18 protein-coding genes and 2 pseudogenes are annotated in these 25,023 nt (G+C 45.7%); 13 read left to right on the forward strand and 7 right to left on the reverse strand.

The genetic code is table 11. The features are described from left to right. The first annotated feature begins 4 nt into the window (after nucleotides 1-4). The 9 genes from EZ315_RS13695 to EZ315_RS13735 all read left to right on the forward strand — a co-directional run bounded on the left by EZ315_RS13695 (nucleotide 5) and on the right by EZ315_RS13735 (nucleotide 8,959). The gene (locus tag EZ315_RS13695) at nucleotides 5-238 is read left to right on the forward strand and encodes a hypothetical protein (protein WP_135472583.1); all 234 of its coding nucleotides are present in this window, start codon (nucleotides 5-7) and stop codon (nucleotides 236-238) included. A 90-nt stretch (nucleotides 239-328) separates the two neighbouring features. Then, complete coding sequence (locus tag EZ315_RS13700) at nucleotides 329-1,384, forward strand: Fic family protein (protein ID WP_135472584.1); 1,056 nt, start codon at nucleotides 329-331, stop codon at nucleotides 1,382-1,384. Between the two features lie 17 nt (nucleotides 1,385-1,401). After that, the gene (locus tag EZ315_RS13705; RefSeq protein WP_135472585.1) at nucleotides 1,402-2,445 is read left to right on the forward strand and encodes a Fic family protein; all 1,044 of its coding nucleotides are present in this window, start codon (nucleotides 1,402-1,404) and stop codon (nucleotides 2,443-2,445) included. 152 nt (nucleotides 2,446-2,597) lie between these two features. After that, on the forward strand, nucleotides 2,598-2,918 hold the full coding sequence (locus tag EZ315_RS13710) for a helix-turn-helix transcriptional regulator (protein ID WP_135472586.1): 321 nt from the start codon (nucleotides 2,598-2,600) through the stop codon (nucleotides 2,916-2,918). A gap of 3 nt (nucleotides 2,919-2,921) precedes the next feature. After that, nucleotides 2,922-4,175, forward strand: a complete 1,254-nt coding sequence (locus EZ315_RS13715; protein WP_135472587.1) for a type II toxin-antitoxin system HipA family toxin — start codon at nucleotides 2,922-2,924, stop codon at nucleotides 4,173-4,175. A 199-nt stretch (nucleotides 4,176-4,374) separates the two neighbouring features. Continuing rightward, nucleotides 4,375-4,695 (forward strand): helix-turn-helix domain-containing protein, encoded by a 321-nt coding sequence (locus EZ315_RS13720; RefSeq protein WP_135472588.1) that lies wholly within the window; start codon nucleotides 4,375-4,377, stop codon nucleotides 4,693-4,695. Nucleotides 4,696-4,703: 8 nt separating this feature from the next. Beyond that, nucleotides 4,704-6,200, forward strand: coding sequence for a type II toxin-antitoxin system HipA family toxin (locus EZ315_RS13725; RefSeq protein WP_135472589.1), 1,497 nt, complete (start codon nucleotides 4,704-4,706; stop codon nucleotides 6,198-6,200). 663 nt (nucleotides 6,201-6,863) lie between these two features. Continuing rightward, on the forward strand, nucleotides 6,864-7,763 hold the full coding sequence (locus tag EZ315_RS13730; RefSeq protein WP_135472590.1) for a helix-turn-helix domain-containing protein: 900 nt from the start codon (nucleotides 6,864-6,866) through the stop codon (nucleotides 7,761-7,763). Between the two features lie 95 nt (nucleotides 7,764-7,858). Then, entirely contained in the window at nucleotides 7,859-8,959 is a 1,101-nt protein-coding gene (locus EZ315_RS13735) for a site-specific integrase (protein WP_123485039.1), read from the forward strand. 60 nt (nucleotides 8,960-9,019) lie between these two features. Here the strand turns inward: EZ315_RS13735 and EZ315_RS13740 are convergent, their stop codons facing one another. From EZ315_RS13740 to EZ315_RS13750, 3 genes are read right to left on the reverse strand one after another with little or no spacing between them, the layout of a single operon-like run. Continuing rightward, a complete protein-coding gene (locus EZ315_RS13740) occupies nucleotides 9,020-9,478 on the reverse strand; it encodes a helix-turn-helix transcriptional regulator (protein WP_137070945.1) in 459 nt (152 codons plus the stop codon). Between the two features lie 33 nt (nucleotides 9,479-9,511). Beyond that, on the reverse strand, nucleotides 9,512-10,378 hold the full coding sequence (locus EZ315_RS13745; protein ID WP_135472592.1) for a hypothetical protein: 867 nt from the start codon (nucleotides 10,376-10,378) through the stop codon (nucleotides 9,512-9,514). A 23-nt stretch (nucleotides 10,379-10,401) separates the two neighbouring features. Further along, complete coding sequence (locus EZ315_RS13750) at nucleotides 10,402-11,043, reverse strand: hypothetical protein (RefSeq protein ID WP_135472593.1); 642 nt, start codon at nucleotides 11,041-11,043, stop codon at nucleotides 10,402-10,404. A gap of 408 nt (nucleotides 11,044-11,451) precedes the next feature. On the opposite strand from EZ315_RS13750, the gene EZ315_RS13755 reads away from it, so the two are divergent. Continuing rightward, complete coding sequence (locus tag EZ315_RS13755) at nucleotides 11,452-12,774, forward strand: sigma-54-dependent transcriptional regulator (protein WP_135472594.1); 1,323 nt, start codon at nucleotides 11,452-11,454, stop codon at nucleotides 12,772-12,774. A 22-nt stretch (nucleotides 12,775-12,796) separates the two neighbouring features. On the opposite strand, the pseudogene EZ315_RS13760 reads toward EZ315_RS13755, so the two are convergent. Further along, nucleotides 12,797-14,956, reverse strand: a pseudogene (locus tag EZ315_RS13760) (helicase-related protein); the annotation flags it as partial. A 145-nt stretch (nucleotides 14,957-15,101) separates the two neighbouring features. On the opposite strand from EZ315_RS13760, the gene EZ315_RS13765 reads away from it, so the two are divergent. Genes EZ315_RS13765 through EZ315_RS13775 form a run of 3 tightly spaced genes read left to right on the forward strand, consistent with a single transcriptional unit; the run spans nucleotide 15,102 to nucleotide 18,299 of the window. Further along, entirely contained in the window at nucleotides 15,102-16,313 is a 1,212-nt protein-coding gene (locus tag EZ315_RS13765) for a tyrosine-type recombinase/integrase (protein ID WP_135471678.1), read from the forward strand. Next, complete coding sequence (locus EZ315_RS13770; protein ID WP_118214583.1) at nucleotides 16,310-17,266, forward strand: tyrosine-type recombinase/integrase; 957 nt, start codon at nucleotides 16,310-16,312, stop codon at nucleotides 17,264-17,266. Before EZ315_RS13765 ends, EZ315_RS13770 begins: the two co-directional genes overlap by 4 nt. Next, a complete protein-coding gene (locus EZ315_RS13775; protein ID WP_005680570.1) occupies nucleotides 17,250-18,299 on the forward strand; it encodes a tyrosine-type recombinase/integrase in 1,050 nt (349 codons plus the stop codon). The genes EZ315_RS13770 and EZ315_RS13775 overlap by 17 nt, the downstream gene beginning before the upstream one ends. 147 nt (nucleotides 18,300-18,446) lie before the next feature. On the opposite strand, the pseudogene EZ315_RS17005 reads toward EZ315_RS13775, so the two are convergent. From EZ315_RS17005 to EZ315_RS13790, 3 genes and pseudogenes are all read right to left on the reverse strand, one after another. After that, nucleotides 18,447-22,421 (reverse strand): annotated as a pseudogene (locus tag EZ315_RS17005) (MutS N-terminal domain-containing protein); the annotation flags it as partial. After that, complete coding sequence (locus EZ315_RS13785) at nucleotides 22,408-22,896, reverse strand: DUF1896 family protein (protein ID WP_135472597.1); 489 nt, start codon at nucleotides 22,894-22,896, stop codon at nucleotides 22,408-22,410. The pseudogene EZ315_RS17005 and the gene EZ315_RS13785, both read right to left, overlap by 14 nt. Before the next feature lie 62 nt (nucleotides 22,897-22,958). Then, nucleotides 22,959-24,965 (reverse strand): type IA DNA topoisomerase, encoded by a 2,007-nt coding sequence (locus EZ315_RS13790; protein ID WP_135472598.1) that lies wholly within the window; start codon nucleotides 24,963-24,965, stop codon nucleotides 22,959-22,961. Nucleotides 24,966-25,023 lie beyond the last annotated feature (58 nt).

The raw sequence follows: 25,023 nt of genomic DNA on the forward strand, positions 1-25,023 counted from the left end.
AGATATGGATAAAAAGTCATACAGAAAGGATATTACTGATGAGTTCCAAGCAGATCTTAGCCAGCTTGATAACGCCTATACATCCCCAATTATGACTGGGAATTATGATTTAATGTCGTCAGAAGAACTCGATGAAGTAACTTTCCTCGAAGACGAGATTGAATCTTTACAATCAGAGTTCGATGAATTGGAGGATGATGAAGTGGTAAAGAGTTTCTTTAGAGGATGGGAGCTATAACTAAATGAGACATTACCAATACTGCCCTATACCAAAATTGTTTTTCCTTATTGCATTTATTCTTTATTACTAAGATCATATAATTGACAAATGAGCGAATTTGACGAATATATAGTCCACGGGGAACCGGGGCAGAAGGAGAAGGCTGATGCGTGGCAAACGGCTATCGGTCTTCAGGATGTGGATGGGCTGAAAGTTTCAGCTTATCTGCTTGACACTGCGCGTCAGCACATTGAGGGAGACATCTCCATTGATGAGGCTCGTGAACGCATCAAGGCGTATTATGAGACTAAGTCCGGACATGATGCTGTGGATGAGGAGGGCGACAAGGTTTCTGCCAACATCGCTAAGATTCTGAGTGAACCATCGTTTGCATTTTCATTAGTAGGGCTTACATCTATACATCGGCGCATATTTGAAGACGTATTCAAATTTGCTGGTCAATTACGAACGGTAGAATTGAGTAAAAAGGAGTGGGTTCTTGGCGGTAATGCCTCTGTAAGCTACCAACCGGCTGTAGACCTCCGAGAAGCCATAGAATATGACCTCGCTCGCGAAAAGGAATTTGATTACTCTTCTCACCCTATTTCAGAAATTATCAATCACCTGTCGCGGTTTATTGCTGACCTGTGGCAAATACATCCTTTCCGAGAGGGCAATACCCGCACTACTGCCGTTTTCCTTATAAAATACCTCCGTTCAATGGGCATTCCGGCAACCAACGATATGTTCAAGGAACATTCATGGTATTTCCGCAATGCACTTGTCAGAGCATCTTATAAAGGGCTGAATATCTCGCCAACGACCGAATTTGTTGAGAGATTCCTTCGTAATGTAATTCTCGGCGAAAAGAATGAGCTTCGCAACCGCGATATGCTTGTTGGTGCTTCGCTGCCTAAGACGATGCCCCAAAGTATCACAACATCTGCTTCAAAGTCTCAAATTGATACTTTGAACTGCACTTTGGAAGAGTTAGCCGTACTAAAGGTTATCGAGGATAATCCCAAAATCACCCAGACTGATATTGCCAAATCCATAAAGAAATCCGCATCCACAGTTAAGCGAATAACCTCAAGCCTCGTTGAGAAAGGCATACTCATCCGCCGAAACGGACGACGCAACGGATGGTGGGAAATCCTTACATAAAAAGTACCTTTTTAGTTATGGATAAAGTTCTTGACATACAGATAGAGGAGGCTCTGAAGGCTTATCGGACTTCAGGAGTCGAGGAGCAGGTGGACTATCAGAAGTTCTACCTCTATTCCATTGTGACCCACTCCACGGCGATTGAGGGTTCTACTGTCACTGAAATTGAGAATCAACTTCTTTTCGATGAGGGTATTGCCGCAAAGGGTCGTTCTCTGACTGAGCAGATGATGAATGTCGACCTGAAAGACGCTTATCTTTATGCTTTCAAGTTAGCGACTGATAATCCTACATATACGCCTCAATTATTGCAACAACTGTCAGCCCTCGTTATGCGCCGTACCGGAAGCGAATACTCTACTATTGCCGGACATTTCGATTCATCGAAGGGAGAGTTTCGCCTATGTAATGTCAGTGCCGGTATTGGCGGCAGGAGTTATCTTGCATATAATAAGGTTCCACGTGTCGTGGACGATTTCTGTAGTTGGCTAAATGAAGAAATTGCCACTGCGGATAGGGAAAACATCGCGGCATGTTATCGTCTGAGTTTTGAAGCACACTTCCTGCTGGTAACCATTCATCCGTGGGTTGACGGTAATGGTAGAACGACCCGATTGGTCATGAATATGATTCAGCGTCAGTTAGGACTAATTCCTTCCATCGTCAGAAAGGAAGACAAAGGAGAATATATCCAGTCATTAGTTGACAGCCGTGAGAATGACGATTCGACAATCGCACAGGACGTTATGCTCCGTCACCATATCGCGAATCTCAACCGCCGAGTTTTGCAGTTTCAAGAAAATGACACTGTAAATACGCAAAGTGACACTGTAAATGATACCGCAAACTCAAATAATGACATTGTAACAGGACTAAAGAAAACCCTGCAAAAAGTATATACTGCCATTCTAAACAATCCGGAGATTACACATTCTGAAATAATGGAGACTCTTCATATTTCAGAATCCACAGCTAAACGAGCTACCAGAGACCTTAAAAAACTTGGATACATTGCGAGAGAGGGTTCGGACAAAACCGGCAAGTGGATAATCCTGAAATAACACCTGCCAAGTAACATTATCGGCATAGTAACACGGTATAATGGTCATTGGTCAGAGAGATAAGTGACTAAGATAAGTTCATTATTCATCGCTCAACATATCATATAATAAATATTTTTGCTATCTTTGCGGTATCATAAGATAGATTAAGTATGGCTAAGAACACTATGGGGACTAAGTTGCCCCGGAAACTGGAGCATAAAATGGCTATTATGGGTGAGCAGATTAAGCTTGCCCGGCTACGTCGTAACCTCTCGATTGCGCAGGTGGCTGAACGTGCTACCTGTTCGCCTCTCACTGTGAACCGCATCGAGAAAGGTTCTCCGACCGTCTCAATCGGCATCTATGCCCGTGTTCTTTATGCTTTGCAACTTGATGACGATCTTCTTTTGATTGCCAAAGAAGATTCATTGGGTAGAAATCTCCAAGACCTATCGCTGAAGCACCGCCAGCGCGCATCAAAAAAGGAATAAGCCATGAAGAAACTATTCGTTTATGCCGACTTTGATTGGTTGGAGACGCCCCAACTGATAGGCGAACTTTCTTATGACTCGGTGCGCGGGAGCGAGACATACGGTTTTTCGTATGATAAAGAGTGGCTTGCCAAATATGGCGATGTTTTTCTCAGTGAGGATTTGCAGAATTATACCGGCATCCAATACACCCGACCGGAGCGCGATATTTTCGCTTGTTTCTCGGATGCTCTACCCGACCGCTGGGGACGCACATTGCTGAACCGCCGGGAGCAGATTGCAGCCGCCGATGAAAAGAGAGCCGTGCGCAGATTGACTTCTTTTGATTATCTGATGGGTATTGACGATGCTTCACGCATGGGCGGTTTCCGATTTGCCGAAATGCCCGGTGGAAGGTTCATCAACTGTGAGGAAAGTCTTCGAGTACCACCATTGGCGAATGTCAGAGAACTGATGCGGGCGGCGCATGAGATTGAAATTAGCGAGGAGAAACATCTGTTGCCGTCAAAGAAATGGTTGGCGCAGTTGTTACACCCCGGAACGTCCCTCGGAGGTGCCAGACCGAAGGCATCTGTCATTGATGAGGACGGCAGTCTGACTGTTGCCAAATTTCCGTCGCGCAAGGATGATTATGATGTCGCCCAATGGGAGCATATCTGTCATATAATGGGGCGCAAAGCCGGATTGAATGTTGCAGAGACACGGACAATAGACGACGAAGATTACCACATCCTTCTCTCAAAACGCTTCGACAGGAATAGCGCCGGCAGACGAATACATTTCGCTTCCGCATTGACATTGCTTGGATTGACCGACGGCGACAACGCATCAACCGGCTACGGCTACACCGACATAGTGGATTTCATAGTTCAACACGGTAGCAATGTCGAGCAAAACTTAGAGGAACTATATCGCCGTGTGGCATTCTACATAATTGTCGGCAACTCTGACGACCATTTCCGCAACCACGGATTTCTCTTGACACGCAAAGGCTGGGAACTTTCCCCGGCATACGACATCAACCCGACACTCGCCGATAATCAAAGCCTGCTGATAAACCGATCCACAAGCGAATCCGACCTCAATATTCTACTGACATCCGCTGGAGAATATATGCTTTCAGCTGACAAAGCCAAGTGTATTATCAACAAAGTAAAATCTGCCATGAAATCGTGGCGCACAGAAGCCCGCAGACTCGGACTTCCCCAACGCGACATCGACATGTTCGCACCTCGATTCGATAAATGGATTGAATAGCCTGTAATGATATACATCGGTTCAAATCATATCGCCAGTGCATTAGGATGAACTTTACATATACCAATTTTACCACTCTCCATCAATTCCGAAATCCGCAATAAAGCACAATAAATTTGGTCGTATGGGATTTTATGTCTAACTTTGTAAATATCATTCTGCGGAGTGTTATACTAATATATTAGACATAAATATCATCATGGTGACATTTACGAACAAATCATTGGCTACACCTGATGTAATCAGGAATCTCGGCATGAGGTTTCGTGATTACAGGTTGCGGTTGCGCATGACCCGTAAGGAGGTTTCCGAAGCGGCATCTATCGGCATGACCACACTTTATAGATTTGAGTCCGGCAATATGACTGACATTTCGTTCAGTACTCTTCTGAGACTATTAAAGACAATTGGGCTTGGAGAGAACTGGGATGCACTGCTGCCCGAATTGCCTGAATCACCTTATATGTATAACGACAATGAGAAAAAGGCACAACGTGTTCGCCATTCCGCGAAAAAATAATTACGGGCATGAAATACTTGAAAGTGAATCTATGGGGGCAGGAAATCGGACGGCTCGTGTGGGACTCAGCCACGAGACGTACATATTTTACATATAACCCAGAGCTGAAAGACAGGATTCCTGACATTGCTCCGCTAATTTCTCCTGCGGAGAACCGGAACTTTCTTTTGCCTATATATGGGGATGATCGGCCTATCTACCAGGGGCTTCCTCCGTTTATAGCTGATTCGTTGCCGGATTCCTGGGGTAACACTCTATTTGACAAATGGGTAAAGGACAATAAAATACCACGCAATAAAGTTACGCCACTGTATAAACTGATGTTCATTGGCACACGAGGTATGGGAGCTTTGGAATATGAGCCTTACGCTGCAGACCTTACCCATACTCGCACAATCGACATCAAATCGCTATACGATATTTCTCTCAAAATTCTTGAAGACCGAGACAACATCGTACTGAATGCCAACGAGGAACTGACGTTGCAGGCATTGCTTGCCGTGGGTACGTCAGCCGGAGGTCGCCAGATGAAGGCGATTATCGCCATTGACAACCCGACCGGAGAAATCCGGTCGGGTCAGACAGATGGACTTGACGGTTATGAATATTATATCTTGAAGTTTGGTGACAAATCCATGCCTATTGCCGAAATTGAAACTGCATATTACAACATGGCAGTTGCAGCCGGAATCGAAATGGAGGAATGTCGGTTATTGCCCATAGACGGCATCAACCATTTTCTCACCAAACGTTTCGATAGGAAAAACGGCCAAAAGGTTCATGTTCAGACTTTGGCTGCCATAAACCCCGAGGCACGAAGCTATGAAGACCTCGTTGCGACCTGTCGCGAACTGTCAATCCCCGAGTCTGAGATTGAGCAGCTCTTCGCACGGATGGTTTTTAATGTCATGGCCAACAATACTGATGACCATAACAAAAACTTCTCATTCCTACTTGAAGAGGATGGGAAATGGCGGATGTCACCGTCATACGATACGACATTTATATTCAACACAAAAGGCACAGGCCCCAATATCGAGCGTAGATTGAGTATTGGAGGAGAAATAAGTGAGATTTCCAAGACAGACCTACTCGATTTTGCAAAACAGCATGATATAAAGAATGCCAACGCAATCATAAACCGTGTAGCAGAGGCAATCTCAAAATTCGGCGAATACGCCGAGCGGTGCCATATCACTCAACCATGGCGTGGTATAATCCAAAAGACACTGGACGACAATCTTATCGCTTTCGGTTATATCTCCAAAGACGATGGTATCGAAAAATCCTTGTGCGATATGCACGGAAGAACTATCACTGATTTTTCGGTATCAGTCAATTCCAAAGGGCATTATGAAGTAGTTGTGATAATTGACGGACAGCGTCATCGAAGATTCGTCAGACCCAATATGAACCTCTATACCGACCTGACAAAACAGGACATTTATAATCTTCCAGGCGATGAGAAAATCCGATTGGCTGAAATCCTGTTCCCTCCGAAATAGAGCCTATAGGCTCAAATCCGGCTAAAACATTGGAGAAATCGGCTCAATCTGAAACCATTTTTCATGGATATAGCTTAAAATTTGAGCCGATAAACAGGATAAAACTCCTCTATGGATAAGACTGCGGCAGACACATATCGACAGAGTAAAAATCAGTGGATTTGTACGCGCATCTGTATGTCGCGAAAAGTTAAAGTTCATATATTCCTTTGATAATCGGATTATTATAGCTATCTTTGCATTGAGTCACTGTTGTCAGCTTGGCAAATGCGGCTTGTAAGAAATTAAGAAACAGACGGTTAACCACTTGCAAACGTAGAAAATTCACGTCACTTGTACGGATTAGATTTGCATCTATCTACATATCAACAATTTAACCACTTCTGCATCGGAAAATGACAGAATAGTCACAAACCATCACAAATCATCACAAACCATTAGTAAAGCGTCTCTTACGAGGCGCTTTTCTTTTGCCCGTACTGCTCGTTTCTAACGGTTTCTGACTGCTTTTTGGCTTGTATTTGTATCCTGATTGTATCTCGCCGTGCTATCGGGATTTTTCGTCAGAGAGGTCGCGGACGATTTGCACACGGTTGCACGCCGTTGCACGCGCTTGCACACTTTTGGCGAAATAACTGGCTGAATAAACTAAAAAATGAAGCAATGAGCAGTAACATCGAAATCAAAAAGACATGCCTATGGTGTGGACGCGAATTTATCGCTCGCAAGACATCAACGGAGTATTGCAGTCATAGGTGCTCCGGTCTGGCATACAAAGAGAGGAAGCGACAGGCAAAGCTTGAAGCTTACAAAAAAGAATATGCTTCTCAAACATCCGAAGTAAGGGCTGTTGAAGAAGTGGAGTTTCTGACACCTACCCAGTGTGCAAAACTCTTGGGCGTGAGCAGACGTAGTCTTTACAATTATCTCTCCGCTAATTCTATCCCATGCCTTCAACTGAAAGGCAAGACTCTAATTGGTCGCAACCATCTGGATAAACTATTTGATGGTAGAAACGAGTATAAACACAAGCCACCAATGCAGAGGTCACAGATAACAGAGTTCTACACCTCAAAAGAGGTGCAAGAGAAATATGGCATCTCAAATTCGGCCCTCTATGAGATAGCCAACCGCGAAAAATGGCCTAAAACGCAGAGCCGTGGCAAGACACTCTGGAGCAAAGAACATATTGACCGATACTTTGCGCAAAAGAAACCATCGGAAGACATCACTGAGTGGTACACTGCCGCGGAGATTCAAGAGAAATTCGGGATGACCCTCTCTGCAATCTACAATCTGGTCTCGAAAGAAGGAATTCCAAAGAAAAAGGAGAAAGGCGCGACATTCTACTCCAAAGTTCATTTCGACAAAGCTAAGGGGATTGAGGTTTATGACTCGCCGAAATACTACACCTATGCCGAAGCTATGGAGAAGTATGGACTGACTCGCGACCAGCTTCATCATTATCTGAAGTACCACAATATCACCCGAGTAAAGAAAGGCAAATTCACATACATATCCCGAAAGGAACTGGATGATTTGCTCGCACCGCCGTCGATTTAGTCGAAATCGGCGATTGTGACAGGATGGTGAGCGTTTTCACCATTCAAACACCATCTACCTTTGCAACAGAAAATTAACTCAAACAAAATACAAAAATGGATACCTGCACTAAAGTATTCCTTCGCCGTAAGGAAATCTCAGGTGGACGCCTCTCGCTCTACCTTGACTTCTATCCGCCCATCCGCAATCCTCACACCAACCGGCTCAGCCGTCGTGAGGGACTGGGCATCTATCTGTATGCCAATCCTCAGTCCGCTCGTGAGCGTGAGTTCAACGCCTCAATGGAAGAGAAAGCGGAGGCTATACGTTGCCGCCGCTTCGAGCAACTACTCAATGAACAATTCGGGTTTCTCGACAAGGAGAAGATGCGCATGGACTTCTTGGACTACTTCCGCAAAAAATGCTACAAGAAGCATCAGAAATGGAAAGTAGTTTATGAACACTTCTCCGACTTCTGCCGGGGCAAATGCCTCCTCGGAGAAGTGACCGAGGATTTCTGCAAGAGATTCCAGAAGTACCTCCTTGAAGGTGGAAGACGTGATGACCGTAAGGGCACACTCGCCCACAACTCCATAGCCGGGTACTGGTCAACATTCCGCGCACTTCTTAAAGAAGCCTATCAGGAGAAACTGCTTCGCGAGAACATCAACGACTATCTGACCAAAATCGAATGGAAGGATACCAAGATTGAGTTCCTCTCTCTTGATGAAGTAAAGAAACTGGCGGCAACACCTTGTAAGCATGAGGTACTTAAACGGGCTGCGTTGTTTTCCTGCCTGACCGGACTCCGAATCAGCGACATTCAACAGTTGTCGTGGGATCATATCATAAAGGCCGAGGATGGATATGTGATGCGCCTGCGCACTGAAAAGACCGAGGAGGAAGCCAATCTCCCGATTACGGAGGAGGCATTGGAACTCTGTGGTGAGCGCAGTGAGGGATTGGTATTCAAAGAGCTGAAACGCTCGATGATAAACTATCCGCTGAAAGCGTGGATAGCCGAGGCCGGAATCACACGACGAATCACGTTCCACTGCTTCCGCCACACTTATGCGACCTTGCTCTCGCACAACGGAGTACCCATCTACACAATCTCAAAGATGCTCACACACCGTAGCGTGAAGAATACCCAGAAATATGCTGAGGTGACAGACCCTGACAAGCGTTCCGCTGCTAAAACAATCTCACTGAAATAAATGCAGTAATCATAATGAATAAGACCGCCATCGGACAGAGACATCCGGTGACGGTCTTTCTCATTTTGCCCAATTTCTTGGGCGTGTGCCTTTCCTTAGATTGGCTTCCATATCCTCAAAACTCTGGATTTTGGAAACGCTCTTGTTCCCTTTGACGACATTGACAAGTTCATCTTCAATGAATTTCCATTCCTTGTCGCCGGGATCCTTATAGGCCGGTAACTTACCCTCTCGGGCAAGAGCATAAATGGTTGACTTGGCTTTACCCAGTATTGAGCAAGCACGGTCTATTCCTATAAAATTTACAGACTGTTTGGAATTCTCACTGAGGGCAGCAAGTTGACCTCGCAACTCACAGACCTCTCTTGACAGCTCCTTTACAAGGGCTGTCAGCGACATCACTGCACCTGGCAGCTGGTCGAAAGACAATGAATCCTGAGTCATGGTAAAAACGGTGACTTCAACCTTAGTTGAAATCACCGCAAAGATAGCCGGTGTTTTGATGGTGGAAATGGTCACTATTGTACCACAAACCGACTTTTTAGATAAATGTCATGCGGCATCCTCATCTTCTTCGATATTGTTTCCCAATTCGTATGGCATGGGAACATCATCATCTGCCATATCAGCGAGCGCACACTCTTTTGCAGAAACAGATTCGGTATTGTGTTTTTGGGGAATTGTAGTTTTGACCCCTCTACTATCTTTTCTTTCCACTGACTGCTTATTCCCACATATATCAGGGTTGATTTTTATGGTGCCGCACATTGGATTGTTTCTCAACTTCCGCTCGATGGTCTGCAACTCGGTGTTGCGGAAGGCATCTGCGAATACCTGTTTGAGAAACAATGCTGTGTGTGCTCCGGATTTGCGGAATGGCTTGGCGATGTTCCATCCGAAGTGCATGAGGTCTGCTGTTGTGAGAACACGGGTGGTTTTAACTGCGACTGAAGCATCGAAATTCGGCGCAAAATTCAGGTGAATGAAGTTGATTACATTTTCTATGAGAATTGACAAGTCTTGTTTAGAAAGATAAGGAGACATTATGTCACCTACATAGGTGATAACTTTCTTTTCGATAGCAAGAATACGCTGTTCCTGCTTTTTAAGTGTCTTGTCTCTGGTTGTGGCATAGTCAATGACGAGATTATCGTTATTCTTTGCTTTTGTAGATTCAATCTTCGTCTTTGCCTTGAAGCCCATTCTCTTGAAAGCCCAATCGAGAATAGGTGTCAATATATCAATAATAATTGCGTAAAGTGCGATGAGAATCGAAAACGTTGAAACGAATACCACATTGACATAGAGTGGCTCAAAGCCTTTTTCAACGGCCACTTCTCTGGCGGCAAGAGCCATCATCATGAACACCGATGCCATTAACAGCCATAGTGCCCAATTGTTTTTGGAAATATTTTTCATAGTTGACGTATATTATAATATGATTATGATTTCACAGATCTGCGGTCATCTGAGATGCGAGATTTAATCACGAGTTCTTCATTGAAACTTGTGTACCACCGCTTCATAAACTGGGCGTGATCTCCATTCTGACGACTCTTTATGTTGGCGAAATTATTGTGCATCTGCCTGTCTGTGATGTTTGTGCCAAGGAAATCATTGACCTTTTCACGAACACGGGACTTGCTGAGTCTGGGGAATAATTTGAAAGCACAACCATGAATAAATTCAATGGATTCGATGAGTTCGATTTCTGCACATTCTGCCGATGAGCTTTTGGGAAGCACCGACCCTTGATCCGTATCTGCTTTGTGGCGCATGATACCATAATCTGAGGTAAAGGGAGAATGGAGATTTGAGAAGTAGTCACGAATTTCGTGGATGAAGGTCACTGTCACGCCGATGATGTGGATTACAGCATCTGATACACCTGTATATGTCATCTTATACAGTTCAAGTGTGCTTTTGAGCTTTATGAGTTCAGCACTGTTTACGGTCCAGTCTTCAGGTGCAGAGCATACGGACGTAACCTTATCGGCAAATTCACCGAAACGCACCGGGAAGTTTTCTTGGTTTCCTGAGATGATTACGGAAACCAGTTGGTCTCTGAGTATAGCGTCAATCATTGGCGCCTCCTCTCTTATTTTTCGGTTTACCTCCACACTCAATGTAGAAGTTTTTCAACCCCGGCATCATGTCCGGGGCATTTGTCTCGGGTGGTGTCATTTCATCAGACATAGTGAAATCATTTTTAAGGGTTGAACATTGTTTATGGGCATTGTTGCCCGGCATGAAATAAAATGTTTAATCACATCATTTTGTTTACGGTATGTAACTGACACACTCCGATTTAGACCTCAAAAAGTGTTACATTTCGCCAAATTTATGTTACCCAAAATGTTACCTTATTAAAGAAAAAGTGTTACCTTTGCAGTCGGTAAAAATTTGTGAAATCATTGATTACAGCGTAAATAAGCGCCCTTTAATGGTTTGAGCAAATTTCTCATTTTGGAAAATTTTAATTTTTTGAAAAAATGTCTGAAAAAATCAGTGTTCAGCCCGCCGAAAAACGTGTGTCAAGAGCCTTGATATACGGACCAACTACCGAGGAAGTTGAAAAGATGAGGCTGTCATTGCCCCTCATAGATGATTGCGTTGATGAGTTCACCGACCTCAAAACTGCAAAACAGGCAATATTGACAGGAAGATATTCAATCGTGCTCGCCTGTTACACCAGCCTTAATCCAGAGGTGAAATCGCTACTTGATCTCGCACGGAATACTCCCGGATGTGTTCAGTCAATCTGTGCCGCTCAAAATCCGAGTTCTGTTGTGATGGCGCATGTCTGGGATGTAGGCAAAAATCATCTGTTCACCAAATCAAAGTCAGAGGTTGATGACCTGACCATACCATTACATGCTATGTTCTCAGACCGCTCTCCTGCCAAGTGGTTCAGCAATCTTCAAAGTGAATTTCAGCGAGTGCGCCGGTATCGGGAGGAATCCGGAAATAATATCGTACTGATAATAGGTGCACAAGGTACTGCAAAATATACGGTAGCACAAATCGGGCATTTACATAGCGACCGCAATATGGCTCCATTTGTGTTTGTCAATTGCAAGCTGCCTGAACGCCATCATCAACTGTTGTGGGATGAGAAAGACAAAGGATTTTTCACCAACAATATCAATGCGATTATGGAAAATGCCGACCACGGCACGCTATATTTCCATGAGATTGACCATCTTGATATTGAGGCACAGGAGGTTTTAGCCGATATTTTCAAGAGTGGCAAATACACGATGTCTGACGGCAAAGGCAGGGCTGTTTTTACTGGAGTGATAGTTTGTTCAATGCGTCAGTCATTTGAAGAGGGTGTGGAAAATGAGACAATATCACGGAATCTCATACAAGTCATAAGCAGGAACACACTGACAATGCCCTCCTTGCATGAGTTTCATGATGATATACCAACATTGGCAAGAGAGTTGACCGAACATTACTGTATGTCTCAGGGTAAGGAAGTAAAATCCCTTTCTAATAAGGCAATACAAGCCATAATGAATCATGTCTGGACAAGAAATATCCGTGAGCTGTTCAAAACAATAAAGGATGCGATAAATATCACTCCGGGGAAAAGAATACCGGAGGAGGCAATCAGAATCCTTCCTCATTTCGATTTGACCGATAACGAGAGAGAACAGAAAAGCAACGTAAGACTTGCCCTTAAACAGACAAATGGCAATGTTGCCAAAGCCGCCAATATGCTGGAGGTATCACGCAAAACGCTATACGTCTGGATGAGTAAGCATGGTATTGAAAAAGGCTTCGGCAAAAAGAAAAAGAGCAAGCAATGACGAATCACTACTTGCTCTAAATCTACAATTTCGGTCCGGCGGCGCGGAAGCCTCCGGGTGGAGTCACGCCACAACCACCAATTATGATGCGGGAACTTAACGGTTCCCGTTCTTTGTATATGGTTGTCGGCTCTGCCACCATTGACTTCTTGGAGTCCTGACTTTGAGACGGTGCCGGTTCATCGAGTGGCTCTCCGTTGCCTTTTGTCGGCGTGACTACTTTGGCACGGGCGGCTTCCTCAGCGTCGCTGGGTTTCAGCTCTGCAGTTATCTTGCGGTCGAGGGCGGCGAGTTCGGATTTGAGTTGTTTCAACTCCTCCTCTTTGCCCCATTGCTTGGCGACAATGCCTTCCAAGACTGGGACATCGGCTTTGAGTTTGGCAGTTCGTTCCTCGTATTGCTCAACTATACTGGGAATTTTCTCTAAGGCATTGACGAAGTTCATACAGGCGGCGTGAGTGTCGCTCATGGCAATGAATCCGTTATTGTACTTGTATTTGTATGAGCCTTCGACAACGAATCGGTTCTGCACTCCCTCCCTGCCATCAATCAGGGTGTGCTCTGATATTATGGAGATTGGGAAGCCATAGACTTCGCCCACACGCTGATACTGACCGTGGGTGTCGGTACGTTGTGCCAGTCCTTGCAGGTGAACTCCCATATTCTGCTCGTCCTTGAACTTACAACTATCAACAGTGAGATTATTGACGGGATTGCCGTCTTTATCTCTCTGAACTACGGCAGAATATTTTTCATAGTCCGCCTTCATCCGCTCCATAGCCGCCTCGTTGTTCTGAATATCATGGGTAATGGTACTCAGACGGAACTCAGCATCAGCACGGCCCTTTCCAAAGGATTTACGCTCACTTTCCAGTGACGCGATGCGTTTCTCCAACTTGGCTTTATCCAACAGGTCTGTATTGCCGGAGAGGATAGCCATATACTCGGAGAAATTCATGCCTGATTTCTCATCCATAGCACCTTCGTCAATAGTTCTCGCTCCGAGCGCTCCGGATTTCAACTGCGCAATGAAAGTGGCCTTACAATGAAGAAGGTTGAACTTGTAGGAGTCCAGCGATTTCTCTACTGCATAGATGATTACATCCACTTTGTTGTCAGCATATAGTTTGGCAATCTCGTTGCCTGCACGGACTCCTCGACCGTTGCGCTGTTCCAGATCACTTGGGCGCCAAGGTGTGTCGGTATGATGAATTGCGACACACCTTTTCTGGGCGTTGACTCCGGTGCCAAGCATTGAGGTAGAGCCGAACAGGACACGAACATCACCGTCGTTGGTTGCCTGAATCACAGCCTTTCTTGACCGCTCAGTCTTGCACTCCTGAATGAAGCGGATTTCATGCGGCGGTATGCCATAGTCCTCAATGAGTTTGCGCTTGACCTCCGAATAGAAGTTCCATTCGCCGGGCTTGTATGTCCCAAGGTCGGAAAATACAAACTGAGTCCCGCGCTGCTCATCATATTTATGGTAATACTGAGCAATCATCTTGGCGCAATGGCTGGCCTTGTTGTTCGGATCATCGGAATAACTGGGGTCAATCATTCTCATGTCGAGAGCCATCTTTCGGGCATAGTCGGTGGCTATGAGCATCTTCGCCTTCTCCTCGGTGTCTGACAATGGCGCACGACCTAAGATTGTGGCATCGCCACTTTTGGCAAACTCCATAAGTTTCTGAATGAAAACCTCCTGCTCCTTTGTCGGAGGGATATTATGGAGAATCTCATTCTTCATCGGTCGGTCAACACCCACATCTTCTGCGGTTCTATAGTCCGTGATCTCGTTATAAAAGGCTGCCAACTCCGGCACCTTGATGAAGTAGCGGAAACGCTCCTTCTGTACCAGATTGTTGGTGACATTGAACTCGAAGTCGGTAGTCTTCTTAGCGAATATTGCCGCCCAAGCGTCGAAACACCTTATCTCCTGCCTTTCAAGTTCTTTCGGACGCAGATACTTGAACAACAGATACAACTCTGTCAATGAGTTGGAGATTGTCGTACCACTGAGGAAAGTAGCACCGAGGTCTTTGCCACTCCTCTCTTGGATGGTACGGATTGCATACAACAGGTTGAGTGCCCTCTGGCTTCCCTCACTATTGCCGAGTCCTGCCACTCTATCATGGCGAGTGTTGAACATCAGGTTCTTGAAGTTCTGCGACAAATCCAAAATTCCGGATTTGTCGCATTATCAGAACTTTTATGAGTTTCCTATTAAATTACTCAATTATTTAGTAATCATTTGTTTTGATCCGTAAACAGTTCTGATTATATTCCGTCATAATTGTAGAATAACTTTTAAACAAGATGCGATTATGGACATATTTAATCTGAATGAAAAAGTCGAGGGGCTTGTTTCTTATTTACAAGAAACCGGTTATTCAGCCATGTACATAGGCTATGTGAAGAAAATGGCTGAGTGGCTATCGGAAAATGCTAACCATTATAAATGGCAGAGTTTCTCCGACGTTGAACCGACATTAAAAGAATTGTGGTCCAACAAGTATACCTACAGGAACAAGGTACGCCTGTTGCGTGTAATCTGCCAATACATTGAGAATGGATTATTACCCGATGGTTGCAAACACTACAGCAAGCCTCACCACTATGAGTTGCTCGGCGCAGAATACAAGGATGTAACGGACATGGCTTTCAACATGGTAGACAGACGTTGCAAATTTTCAATAAATGTGAAGTATGCGCTATCTTCGTTCTTCTTCCGGCTACAGGAAATGGGAGTGTACTCATTCGAATCAATAACAGAAGATGCGGTATTAGAAGTGTTTTCCAAAGACATAAAACCGAAAATGGGCCATTCGCTCAAATATTCGGTGGAATATGGGCTGAAAGCCTGTTTGCCTCACTATGGCAAATCCGTTGAACGTATAATCGCATACCTGCCGTCCATACCCAATATGCGGAAAAACATTCAATACCTTACGGAGCAAGAACTGACTGCTATCAGGCATACTTTAGAACACGATAGCACAATATCTCTACAGGACAAAGCCATCATAACCTTGGCCATGTACACGGGATTGCGTGGATGTGACATCTCTGCACTCACGCTTGACAGCTTCGATTGGGAACACGACCTGATAAAAATCACTCAGGCAAAGACGGGACAGCCCCTGACATTGCCACTCCGTGCCGTGGTAGGAAACGCTGTATTTGATTACCTGCTCAAAGAACGTCCCCGAAGCCCGGAACCATATGTTTTTCTCACAGTACAGGTGCCATACAGAAGGCTTCATACAAGCAATCTCGATGCTATATGCTCAAAAGTCATGTGCAAAGCAGGAATAAGACAAGGTGAAAATGAGAGAAAGAGTCTGCATCTGTTCCGCCACAATGTGGCAACGGCCCTGTTACAGGGCGGTGTGCAGCAACCTGTCATAAGTGCCACCCTCGGTCATGCGTCCCCGGATTCTCTCGACCGCTACCTTAGTGCGGAATTCAAGAGGCTGAAGGAATGTTCATTGAGCATAGAATACTTTCCCGTAGGAAAGGGGGTGTTTGACGTATGAAAACTATTTCATTCCTATCCAACGCTATAGAAGGGTATGTAAAATACCGCAAGGCTTCCGGGCGTAACAGCCATAGCTATGTCAAGAACGTAATACTGTTCGATCATTTTTGCGCAAGGGAATATCCGGGACAAACTGAGCTTACCCAAGAAATCGTGGACAGATGGTGCAGGCAACGTCCGACTGAATGCACAAACTCCTGCGTGTCACGTGTCTATCCTGTCTTAGACTTCATCAAGTACATGAACAAGCGTGGAATGACGAAAATTGACTTGCCGCAAGTGCCAAGGTCTGTGCCGAGGACTTATACGCCGCATCCTTTTACACACTATGAATTGAAACGCTTCTTTGACGCTTGCGACAACATAAAGCCAAGGCGTGGCAGACTCGCGGCCATCCAGCGCATGACACTGCCGGTGTTCTTCCGTTTACTGTACAGTTCAGGAATAAGGACAACCGAGGCCATCCTGCTGGAACGCGATGACGTAAACCTTGAAAATGGCGTGGTATCCATCAAACGTGGCAAAGGGTATGACCAGCATTATGTAGTCCTCCATGACACAATGTTGCCCCTGATGCGTACTTATGACGGAAAAATAGATGGGCTGATTCCGAACCGTAGGGTGTTTTTCCCGACACCGGATGACAAGCCGCACCCTCCTGTATGGGTAACGTACCACTTCAGGGTGCTGTGGCAAAGCTGCAATTCATCCCGCGCAATCCCATACGAACTAAGGCACAACTACGCCATAGAGAACATAAACAGCTGGACACACCAAGGATTTGCCGTACATGACAAATTACTGGCTCTAAGCAAGAGTATGGGGCACAGGCAAATAGAAAGTACATTGGCTTACTACTCTTTGACTCCGGCGATTTCGGACATAATGGCGTGTACCGACAATGAAATCAGCCAACAATTAACGCAAGACGATTATGAAAAAGAAGATTAACCCACAGGCCATGCAGATTGCCGCGTGCCTGCATGACTGGCTTGAACACCATGTGCCTTCCATCAAGGCGTGCAGCCGACATACCCTAAGAAACTACCATGTTTCCATGACGCTTTATGCAGAGTTCCTCAGAACGGTAAAAGGCATAACGCCCGAAACGTTGAATGCTGATTGCTTTTGCAAGAAAAACATTGAGGAGTGGATTGTTTGGATGAAAAAAGTCCGTAACTGTAGCCCGGCAACCTGCAATGTGAGATTGTCCGCCTTGCGCGCTTTTCTGAAATACCTATCAGATAATGACATATCATTCGTTTCAGTGTTCCTGCAGGCGGAGAATGTGCCGAATGAAAAAACTCCAAAAAGGAAAGTGATCGGGCTCAGCAAGTTGGCTGTTGACACGCTTTTATCCATGCCAAACCAAAGAACCGCCATTGGTTTTCGTGATTACACGCTTCTGCTTCTTCTGTATTCGACTGCCGTGCGCATCAATGAGCTTTTGACGCTGAAGATTTGCAATATTACCATGGACTGCGCAAAGCCTCACATAATTGTCATAGGAAAAGGACGAAAGAGACGCCCAATACCTCTTCTGGCAAAGCCTGTTCAATATTTGAAGAAATACCTTACCGAGTATCATCCTAATCCTGGCGATGCTGAAGCATTACTCTTCAGTTCAAAAAGCAGAGGTATATACACACCCATGTCTGCGGAAAATGTTAATAAAATGCTGAAAAGGTACGCAAAGATGGCGCATGGCAAATGTAGTGACGTTCCTTTGGACATACATGCGCATCAGTTCAGGCACGCCAAAGCATCCCATTGGCTTGAAAACGGCATGAACATTGCCCAAATCTCTTATTTGCTTGGGCATGAGAATATCCAAACGACAATGGTATATCTTGACATAACTACCGAACAAGAGGAAAAAGCATTGGAAACGCTTGAGGATGAAAACCAGAGGTGCGTTGGTAAGAAATGGAAATCGGCAAAAGGTAAAATGGAACTTGAGGTTTTCTTGGGTTTGCATAAATGACGAATGTGGGGTATTGTGCTTGTAATAAGTACAATGCCTCATTTCATAACAACTCACTCAATAAATAATCCGAACTATATTAAAATGCAACAAAATAAGAATCAGCAACTTGATGCGAAATTTAGGAAATTCATAAAAGTTCTGATAATGCGACTCATCAACGAAAATGTGGTCGATGCCCATCTGCTTGAAATCCACGACACTATCCTTATTCTGCTCCATCTGATATTGGATGGTGGCTATCTTGGCGGTCAGATTTTCCTTTCGCTTGATAAGACCTTTGAGCATACCACGGGAAATATCGTGTCCCTGCTGCTTGATGACTTCGAGATTCTCCTCAACCGTATCAAGTTCAGCTTGCAGGATTTGCTGCTGCATCTCCGGCGACTGCGGTATCTTGCCGAACTGGTCGTGCGACATTATCACGCAGTCATAGTCGTTGTTCTTAATCTGATTGAAGAAAGCGACACGGTTCTCAGCCTTGAAACTCTTTTCATCGGCGTACAGAATACGGGCATTGGGATAGGCCGTCTGGTAGGTCATGGCAATCTCCGCGACATTCGCCTTCATGCCGATAATCATCGGTTTGTTGGCGAGTCCGAGACGCTTCATCTCGTGCGCTGCAATACACATTATCAATGTTTTACCCGTGCCGACCTCATGGTCGCAGATCCCTCCGCCGTTCTGTTTCAGCATCCATATACAGTCCTTCTGCGACTGATATATAGAGCCGATTCCATAGCGGTCACCCAACAACTTCATATTGAGGTCCGGGAATGTCTGATGCGCTCCATTGTAATGTGGACGGACATAGCAGTTGAATTTGCTGTTATACAAATCAACGAGTCTGTCCTTGAACTCCGGAGACTGAGCATCAAGCCATTCAGAGAAACCATTGCGGATCTCATCAATCTTGGCGTTGGCTAACTGAATCGCCTCTGAATCCGGTACCTTGATGTCATGGCCATTCTCATCTTTGCCAATTGACTTCTTGATGTCCGGCACAGTGTTGTGCAAAGCATGTTTGAGAAGGCTCATGCCGTCATAGACACGGTAGTAACCTCTGACACAATACTCCTCCCATATCTTCATATTTTTGCGTCGGGCATCACATGAATACTCGTCCATAGATGAAGAATAGGCGATTTTCACGTCAGTGCCATACAAGTGGCTCATATAGGCCGAATATATGCCTGTCGGTATCCAGCGTTCACCGAAGTTGAAGTCCAGTTCATCGAAAGTAATCTTTCGGGGGATGGCTTCCTCCAACGCTTTCAAAGAGTCTTTGGAAATCTCGATGAACGGTTCTATGCCGTCATAACCGGGGAAATTCTCGATTCTTTTCTCCTCACGGTCAATCCATGCCTTGATGTCCTCTGCTTTCTGAACTACATTTCCGGCGATGAAACGGTCAGCAATCTCATACTTCTCCACAAGGGGATTATAATAGATGTGACCTTTCAATGTTTCAAGCAAATCCCATTCATATTCACCGACAATGGATCCGTCGGTCTTGTCAATGCCGAGTAAGTCTGCCATATAGTCCATATTGACCTCTCCGTATTTATTGAGCGAGGCCATAAGAGCATCCTGCGGCATCTCGACCGAGGTAATCTCATCTTGTGAGAAAGAGACCGGATGGTCGAAGATGTCGGCCTTGACAAATACACCATTCTCACCACGTTCAAGAGCAAGAGCGTCACGACCGTTGGCATCCATGAGAATGAACTTGACATTCTGTTTCTCATTGAGATTGCCATACTTATCCACAAACTCATCGTAATAGTCATTGAGATGTTGACGCAATTCGGTTGAAGCCTCATGTGTCTCTGCCTCAAAGTTGTAGAGCTGTTGATAGGTCTCTGAAAGAATGACATAGAGCATGGCGCGTTTCTCCTGCTCCGGTTTGAGTGACAGCGGCGAGAAAGTCGCGCCATTCTTGCGAACCTCTGAGAGAAAACCGACCTGCCCCTTGTCCACGACCATAGAGCCGTTATGATGGAAGAACTGAATATCCTCCGAGAAAGGACGAGGCGACATATCACGTTCCGCGGGCTTGGGTGCTTCCGAAGCCACTCTTGGCTTCGGGACAAAATCACCGTTTGATATTTCGATAATAGTGCCCTCTTCAGTGATTGTCTCTTTCTTGGCCGCTTCCATTGCCTGACGTTCAGCCTCCATTTCCGCGAGTTGACGATGGGCGATGCTCATCATTGTCTCGTAGAAGCCATTGATGGGAGGATTGGTTTCCCAATCAAGAGAGCCGTAAAATTCCAGTTCCTTTTCAGAGAGCGGACGGAATTTCTTAGCCTGAGTATCGGTTATTGTAACCGTCGGCTTTGGCTTTTCTTCCGGCTGTGCAGGTTTTGGTTGACGTTGTGGCTTGCCGATAGGCTCCAGTTCTCCGAAAAGATTGTAGGCGAACAAACGAGGGTCGGGATTATCATTGTAATCCGGGCCACCAGATGTATCTATCTCCTTATTGGAAGGTGTTGGCGGAGGTGTTGGATCATCATCTTTTGCTGCTGGTGAAGGAGCTGGCGATTCCGGTTTAGGAGGGTCAGGCTTCGGAGTGTCGCGCTTCACCGTCTTTTTCTTCAGCTTCGGGTCTTCCAACTGCTCACAGATAGCAACGCGATTACCGGCTCTTACCAGTTTTGGCAGATAAACATCAAGGGCATGATGTGGGAATCCGGCAAGCTCGATGCTGGTCTTGTCACCGTTCATCCGGCGGGTAAGCGTAATACCCAAGACCTCTGACGCTTTGACGGCATCAACCCCCATACACTCGTAGAAGTCGCCTACACGGAAAAGAAGAATCGCATCAGGATGTTTCTGCTTCATCTCCCGGTATTGCTGCATCAGTGGAGTGTCAACTATGCGCTTCGGCTTCTCCACTTTGTTTTCGGCGGTGCGTTTGACTGGCTTCGGCGATGGCGGTTCGGGAGTCGGTGGCGTGAGACTCCTATTATTATAGAAGTCAAGATTAAGGCGCAGTTTCAGAGATTCATCAAGAGCCTTTCTCATATCAGTGGCAATACCATTAACACCACCTTCATGCTTATAGATGATAGCCGGTTTGCCGAACTGGTCAGTACCAACCTTTGCCTCCGTGCAGATGACATTCTGCGGAAATGCCGCAAAATATTTGTTGTTGGGGGCTTTTGTCTCACGGTCAACGATCGACTGGATGAAAAATTCCTCATCTGCCGACAACGCTTTCTTGTTGGTATGCTTCTGAAGTATGATTAAGTCACTGCCCGCATCAGTTCCGGCATTGTCTGAGAAGGTATTGTTGGGCAGCCTGAAAGCGCCTACAAGGTCAGAACGGCGCATCATCTCCATGCGCACAAAGGGGCTGGCGGCATTCATCACCCCTTGCGAGGCTATGAAAGCGACAATTCCACCCTCATGTACGGAGTCGAGCGACTTCAAAAAGAAGTAATTGTGAATAGCCTTAGTTGACTGACGGTAGGCAATCTCTTTACTTGTCGCATATCGAGGGTCGGCAACCGCAAAGTCCCCGAAAGGAATATTGGAGGCTGCCACATCGAAATATCCCTCAAAATCAGGGTCAATCTTCTCAAATCCCTTTATTTCGGTAGAGATAGAGGGATGGAGCGCAGCCAGAATCTTGCCTGTCAGCAAATCCTTCTCAAATGCCAATGTCTCAGCACCCGGATAGCGTTGCAGGAAAGAATCAACAAAAGCACCCTGCCCGGCAGACGGTTCAAGAAAACTGCCAACTTTTACGCCACACTCCCTAAGTGTATCAGCCAAAGCATCTATCACAGGCGAAGGTGTGTAGAATGCTGTCAGAACAGATGCTTTCAGCGAGTCCATGTAAGCCGAAAACTCCTTGTCATTCTTGGAATAGTCATGGATAAGGCGATGCAGTTCAACCGTAGGAGCGAACAGCTCAATATCAGATTTGCTCCACTTGGCAGCGTCTGCAAGCTCATTGGCATCGTTGAGTATGCACTTCAACCCACCGAATCCGGCATATTTGCCCAGTGCTTCACGCTCAACAGCGTTAGGCGGTCGCTTCTCAACACCGAGGCGAAACGCGACACGAATAGCCTCAATGTTGTTGCACATGGTTTGTAATCTATTGTATGCCATTGAATCCGAGTGTTTCAAAGTAGTTTGTTATTCGACCGATGATTTCATCGTTCATTATATCTATATCTGCTGCCGAGATTCCGTATGAGAGGAACTCACAGCCATCGAAAAGGTCAGGTACATCTTCAAGGATGCGGTTGACCCAGTAGTCAACCCATTCGTCTTCGGTCAGATCAACTGTGAAAGAGAAATTTTCGGTGAGAATTTTTTCAACTACCTCATACTCTGACTCTCCGATATTTTCAAAGAGAATTTGCGTTGCTGTTTCGGAGGCAGCACACACACTTTTGCCATTCAGACGAGCTTCACAAAAAGCGTCAATGGCTCTGTCTGCCTGTTGGTCGACTTCAGAATAATCCGGCGTTTTGGGGAATTTATGTTCTTCCATGTAGTTCAACAGACATAGAATATATCTGTCGAGAGATGGATATGGTGGTAAGTTTTTGATTTTCATATTGAGGTTTGTATGTTGCATAGAAATGGAAAAGACTCCCTTATGAGGAGCCCTTTCCAAGTCTTATTGCGTTGATTAAGACTTTATTTACTCACTTGAATGACAATAGGGCTATGATTATCATCAAGCGTTACCTTCCCGGCGAACGGTTTGCCGTCCGCCCCGATGAAACCTCTGATAGTAGAGGTTGAACCTATCGAGAGAAGATTATGAATCTCACGGCTGCTGAGGGTTACACCTTGGATCTGTCGATGGATGTAGTGTCCACATTCCGGATTGTTGCATTTGGCAATCTTGCCAAAGATTCTCATCTTGCCGTGTCCACACTTGGGGCAGACTTCCTCTACGCCCATCGGTTTCGAGAGTTTGTGTGATGCGAGAAGTTCGTTGGTTACATCAGTCACATACTTGTGAAGGATGTCATTGAAAACGGATTCGGGAAGTTGGTCTGTTGCGACTTGATATACAGCCGATTCCCAAAACTTAATATCATCAGCCGAAGCGATTTTCATATCGCGAGTGACATATGCGAGAGCCTGCCCCTTTTCCGTCAAGGAATACTCCCCGGCAAGATTTCGGTGGAGATACCCGTGTGAACGCAGATAGCGAATATCCTTCACCACATTCTCTCTACAGTCAGGTTCATGCAGTGAGAGTGCCATTTTGAGCAATGTGAAGTCAACCATTGGTACCGGCTGCTTCGTGGTTCGCCCAATCTCGCCGACTGACTCAACAGTAAGGGATTGACCTATCTCCACATTGGGTACAGCTCGTGAAGACTTGATAGTGTCATCGAATAGTCTCACCCAGCCAGTACGAACAACTTTCACATACTTGGCGATGAACGTGTAACCACCACAAGCGAGGGTTACTTTCGTTACATTTCTGCGGAAGCTACGTTGGAAGGTAGCGAGCATACCTCTCCCGACGAGATAGATAATTTTTCGTTCATCATCTGATAGTCCCACAAATGGGAAAGCGGTGAGTACAATACCATGAGGCCTGTTGTACAAGGATTTCGCGGAAGTGGTATAGTAGGGAGAATAATTGTCTCCCATGAGTGCCTTGAAGCACTTGGCGATACACATCGCCGGATATACATCCTTCTTGAAATCGTCGAAATCCCGACGAATCAAGCCCGCTCGTGAGCTGCCGGGGAATGAGATTCTTTTCTTCTCATACAGTCCCCTTGCTATGCGGTATGTCTCCAGTGGATCCATTCCAAAATGTAGCGCGGCCATTTTCTGGAGTTCTTCGATGTTCAGCAACTTAGGCGATTTTGTATCGACCTGCTCCGTTTCGATAGAGACAACCTCTACGGGTGCGCCGGCCTTAACCGCCTCATTGAAACCCTCAGGAATATCATCCCATTCATCAGAGCAGCGGAAAGAGAATACGCCTCCGTCTGAATCCCTTACCGTGATTGTCGGGATTACCGACTTCTTGGGCGAAAATTCTTTAATTGCCTTTTCGCGTTCTGCCACAAGGTGCAGAATGGGGAGCGATGTGCGGGACACTGGGTAAGTATTGCGACCTACAGAGAAGGCGATGGCTCGGTTGATGTTGAGATTCGTGAGCCAGTCCATACGGTCGTAAAGTTCCAACTGTCTCAGATTGTCGGCGAATCCTGATATGTTGTCTGAAGGATATGTGATGGCGTTCTTAATTGTTTCGTGCATCAGGTCGTTGAGGGCGACTCTGACAACCTTTCCTTCAAAATTGAGGAAACGGAGAAGATACCCGGCCATAAGGTCGCCACGCTCGGTGGGGTCTGTTGCAAGAATCACCTTCCTGCTCTTTTCAAGCAAGTGCTTGATGACAGCGAGTTGTGGGTCGGGCATATAACGACCGGATGCGTGCTGGGAAGGTGCATGAGTGAGAGGGAAGCTCTCCGGGAGGATTGGGAACGAATGGTTCGAGAGCCAGAAGTCGCGTCCCATACCGGGTGCTGAGAGTTCCACCATGTGACCATAGGTCCATGTGATGAAGTATTTCTCGTTGGCATAGTAGCCATTATACTCGAAGTCTGCGCCGAGGGCGTAAGAGATTGTGCGTGCGATACGTGCGGATTGTGCGATTACGGTAATCATAGTAGTATGTTTTTTTAGAAATTTTTATTGGGTTGATTTTTAAGAGTGCCGACAGACG

Source organism: Duncaniella freteri (genome assembly GCF_004766125.1).
GTDB classification, from domain to species: Bacteria; Bacteroidota; Bacteroidia; order Bacteroidales; family Muribaculaceae; genus Duncaniella; species Duncaniella freteri.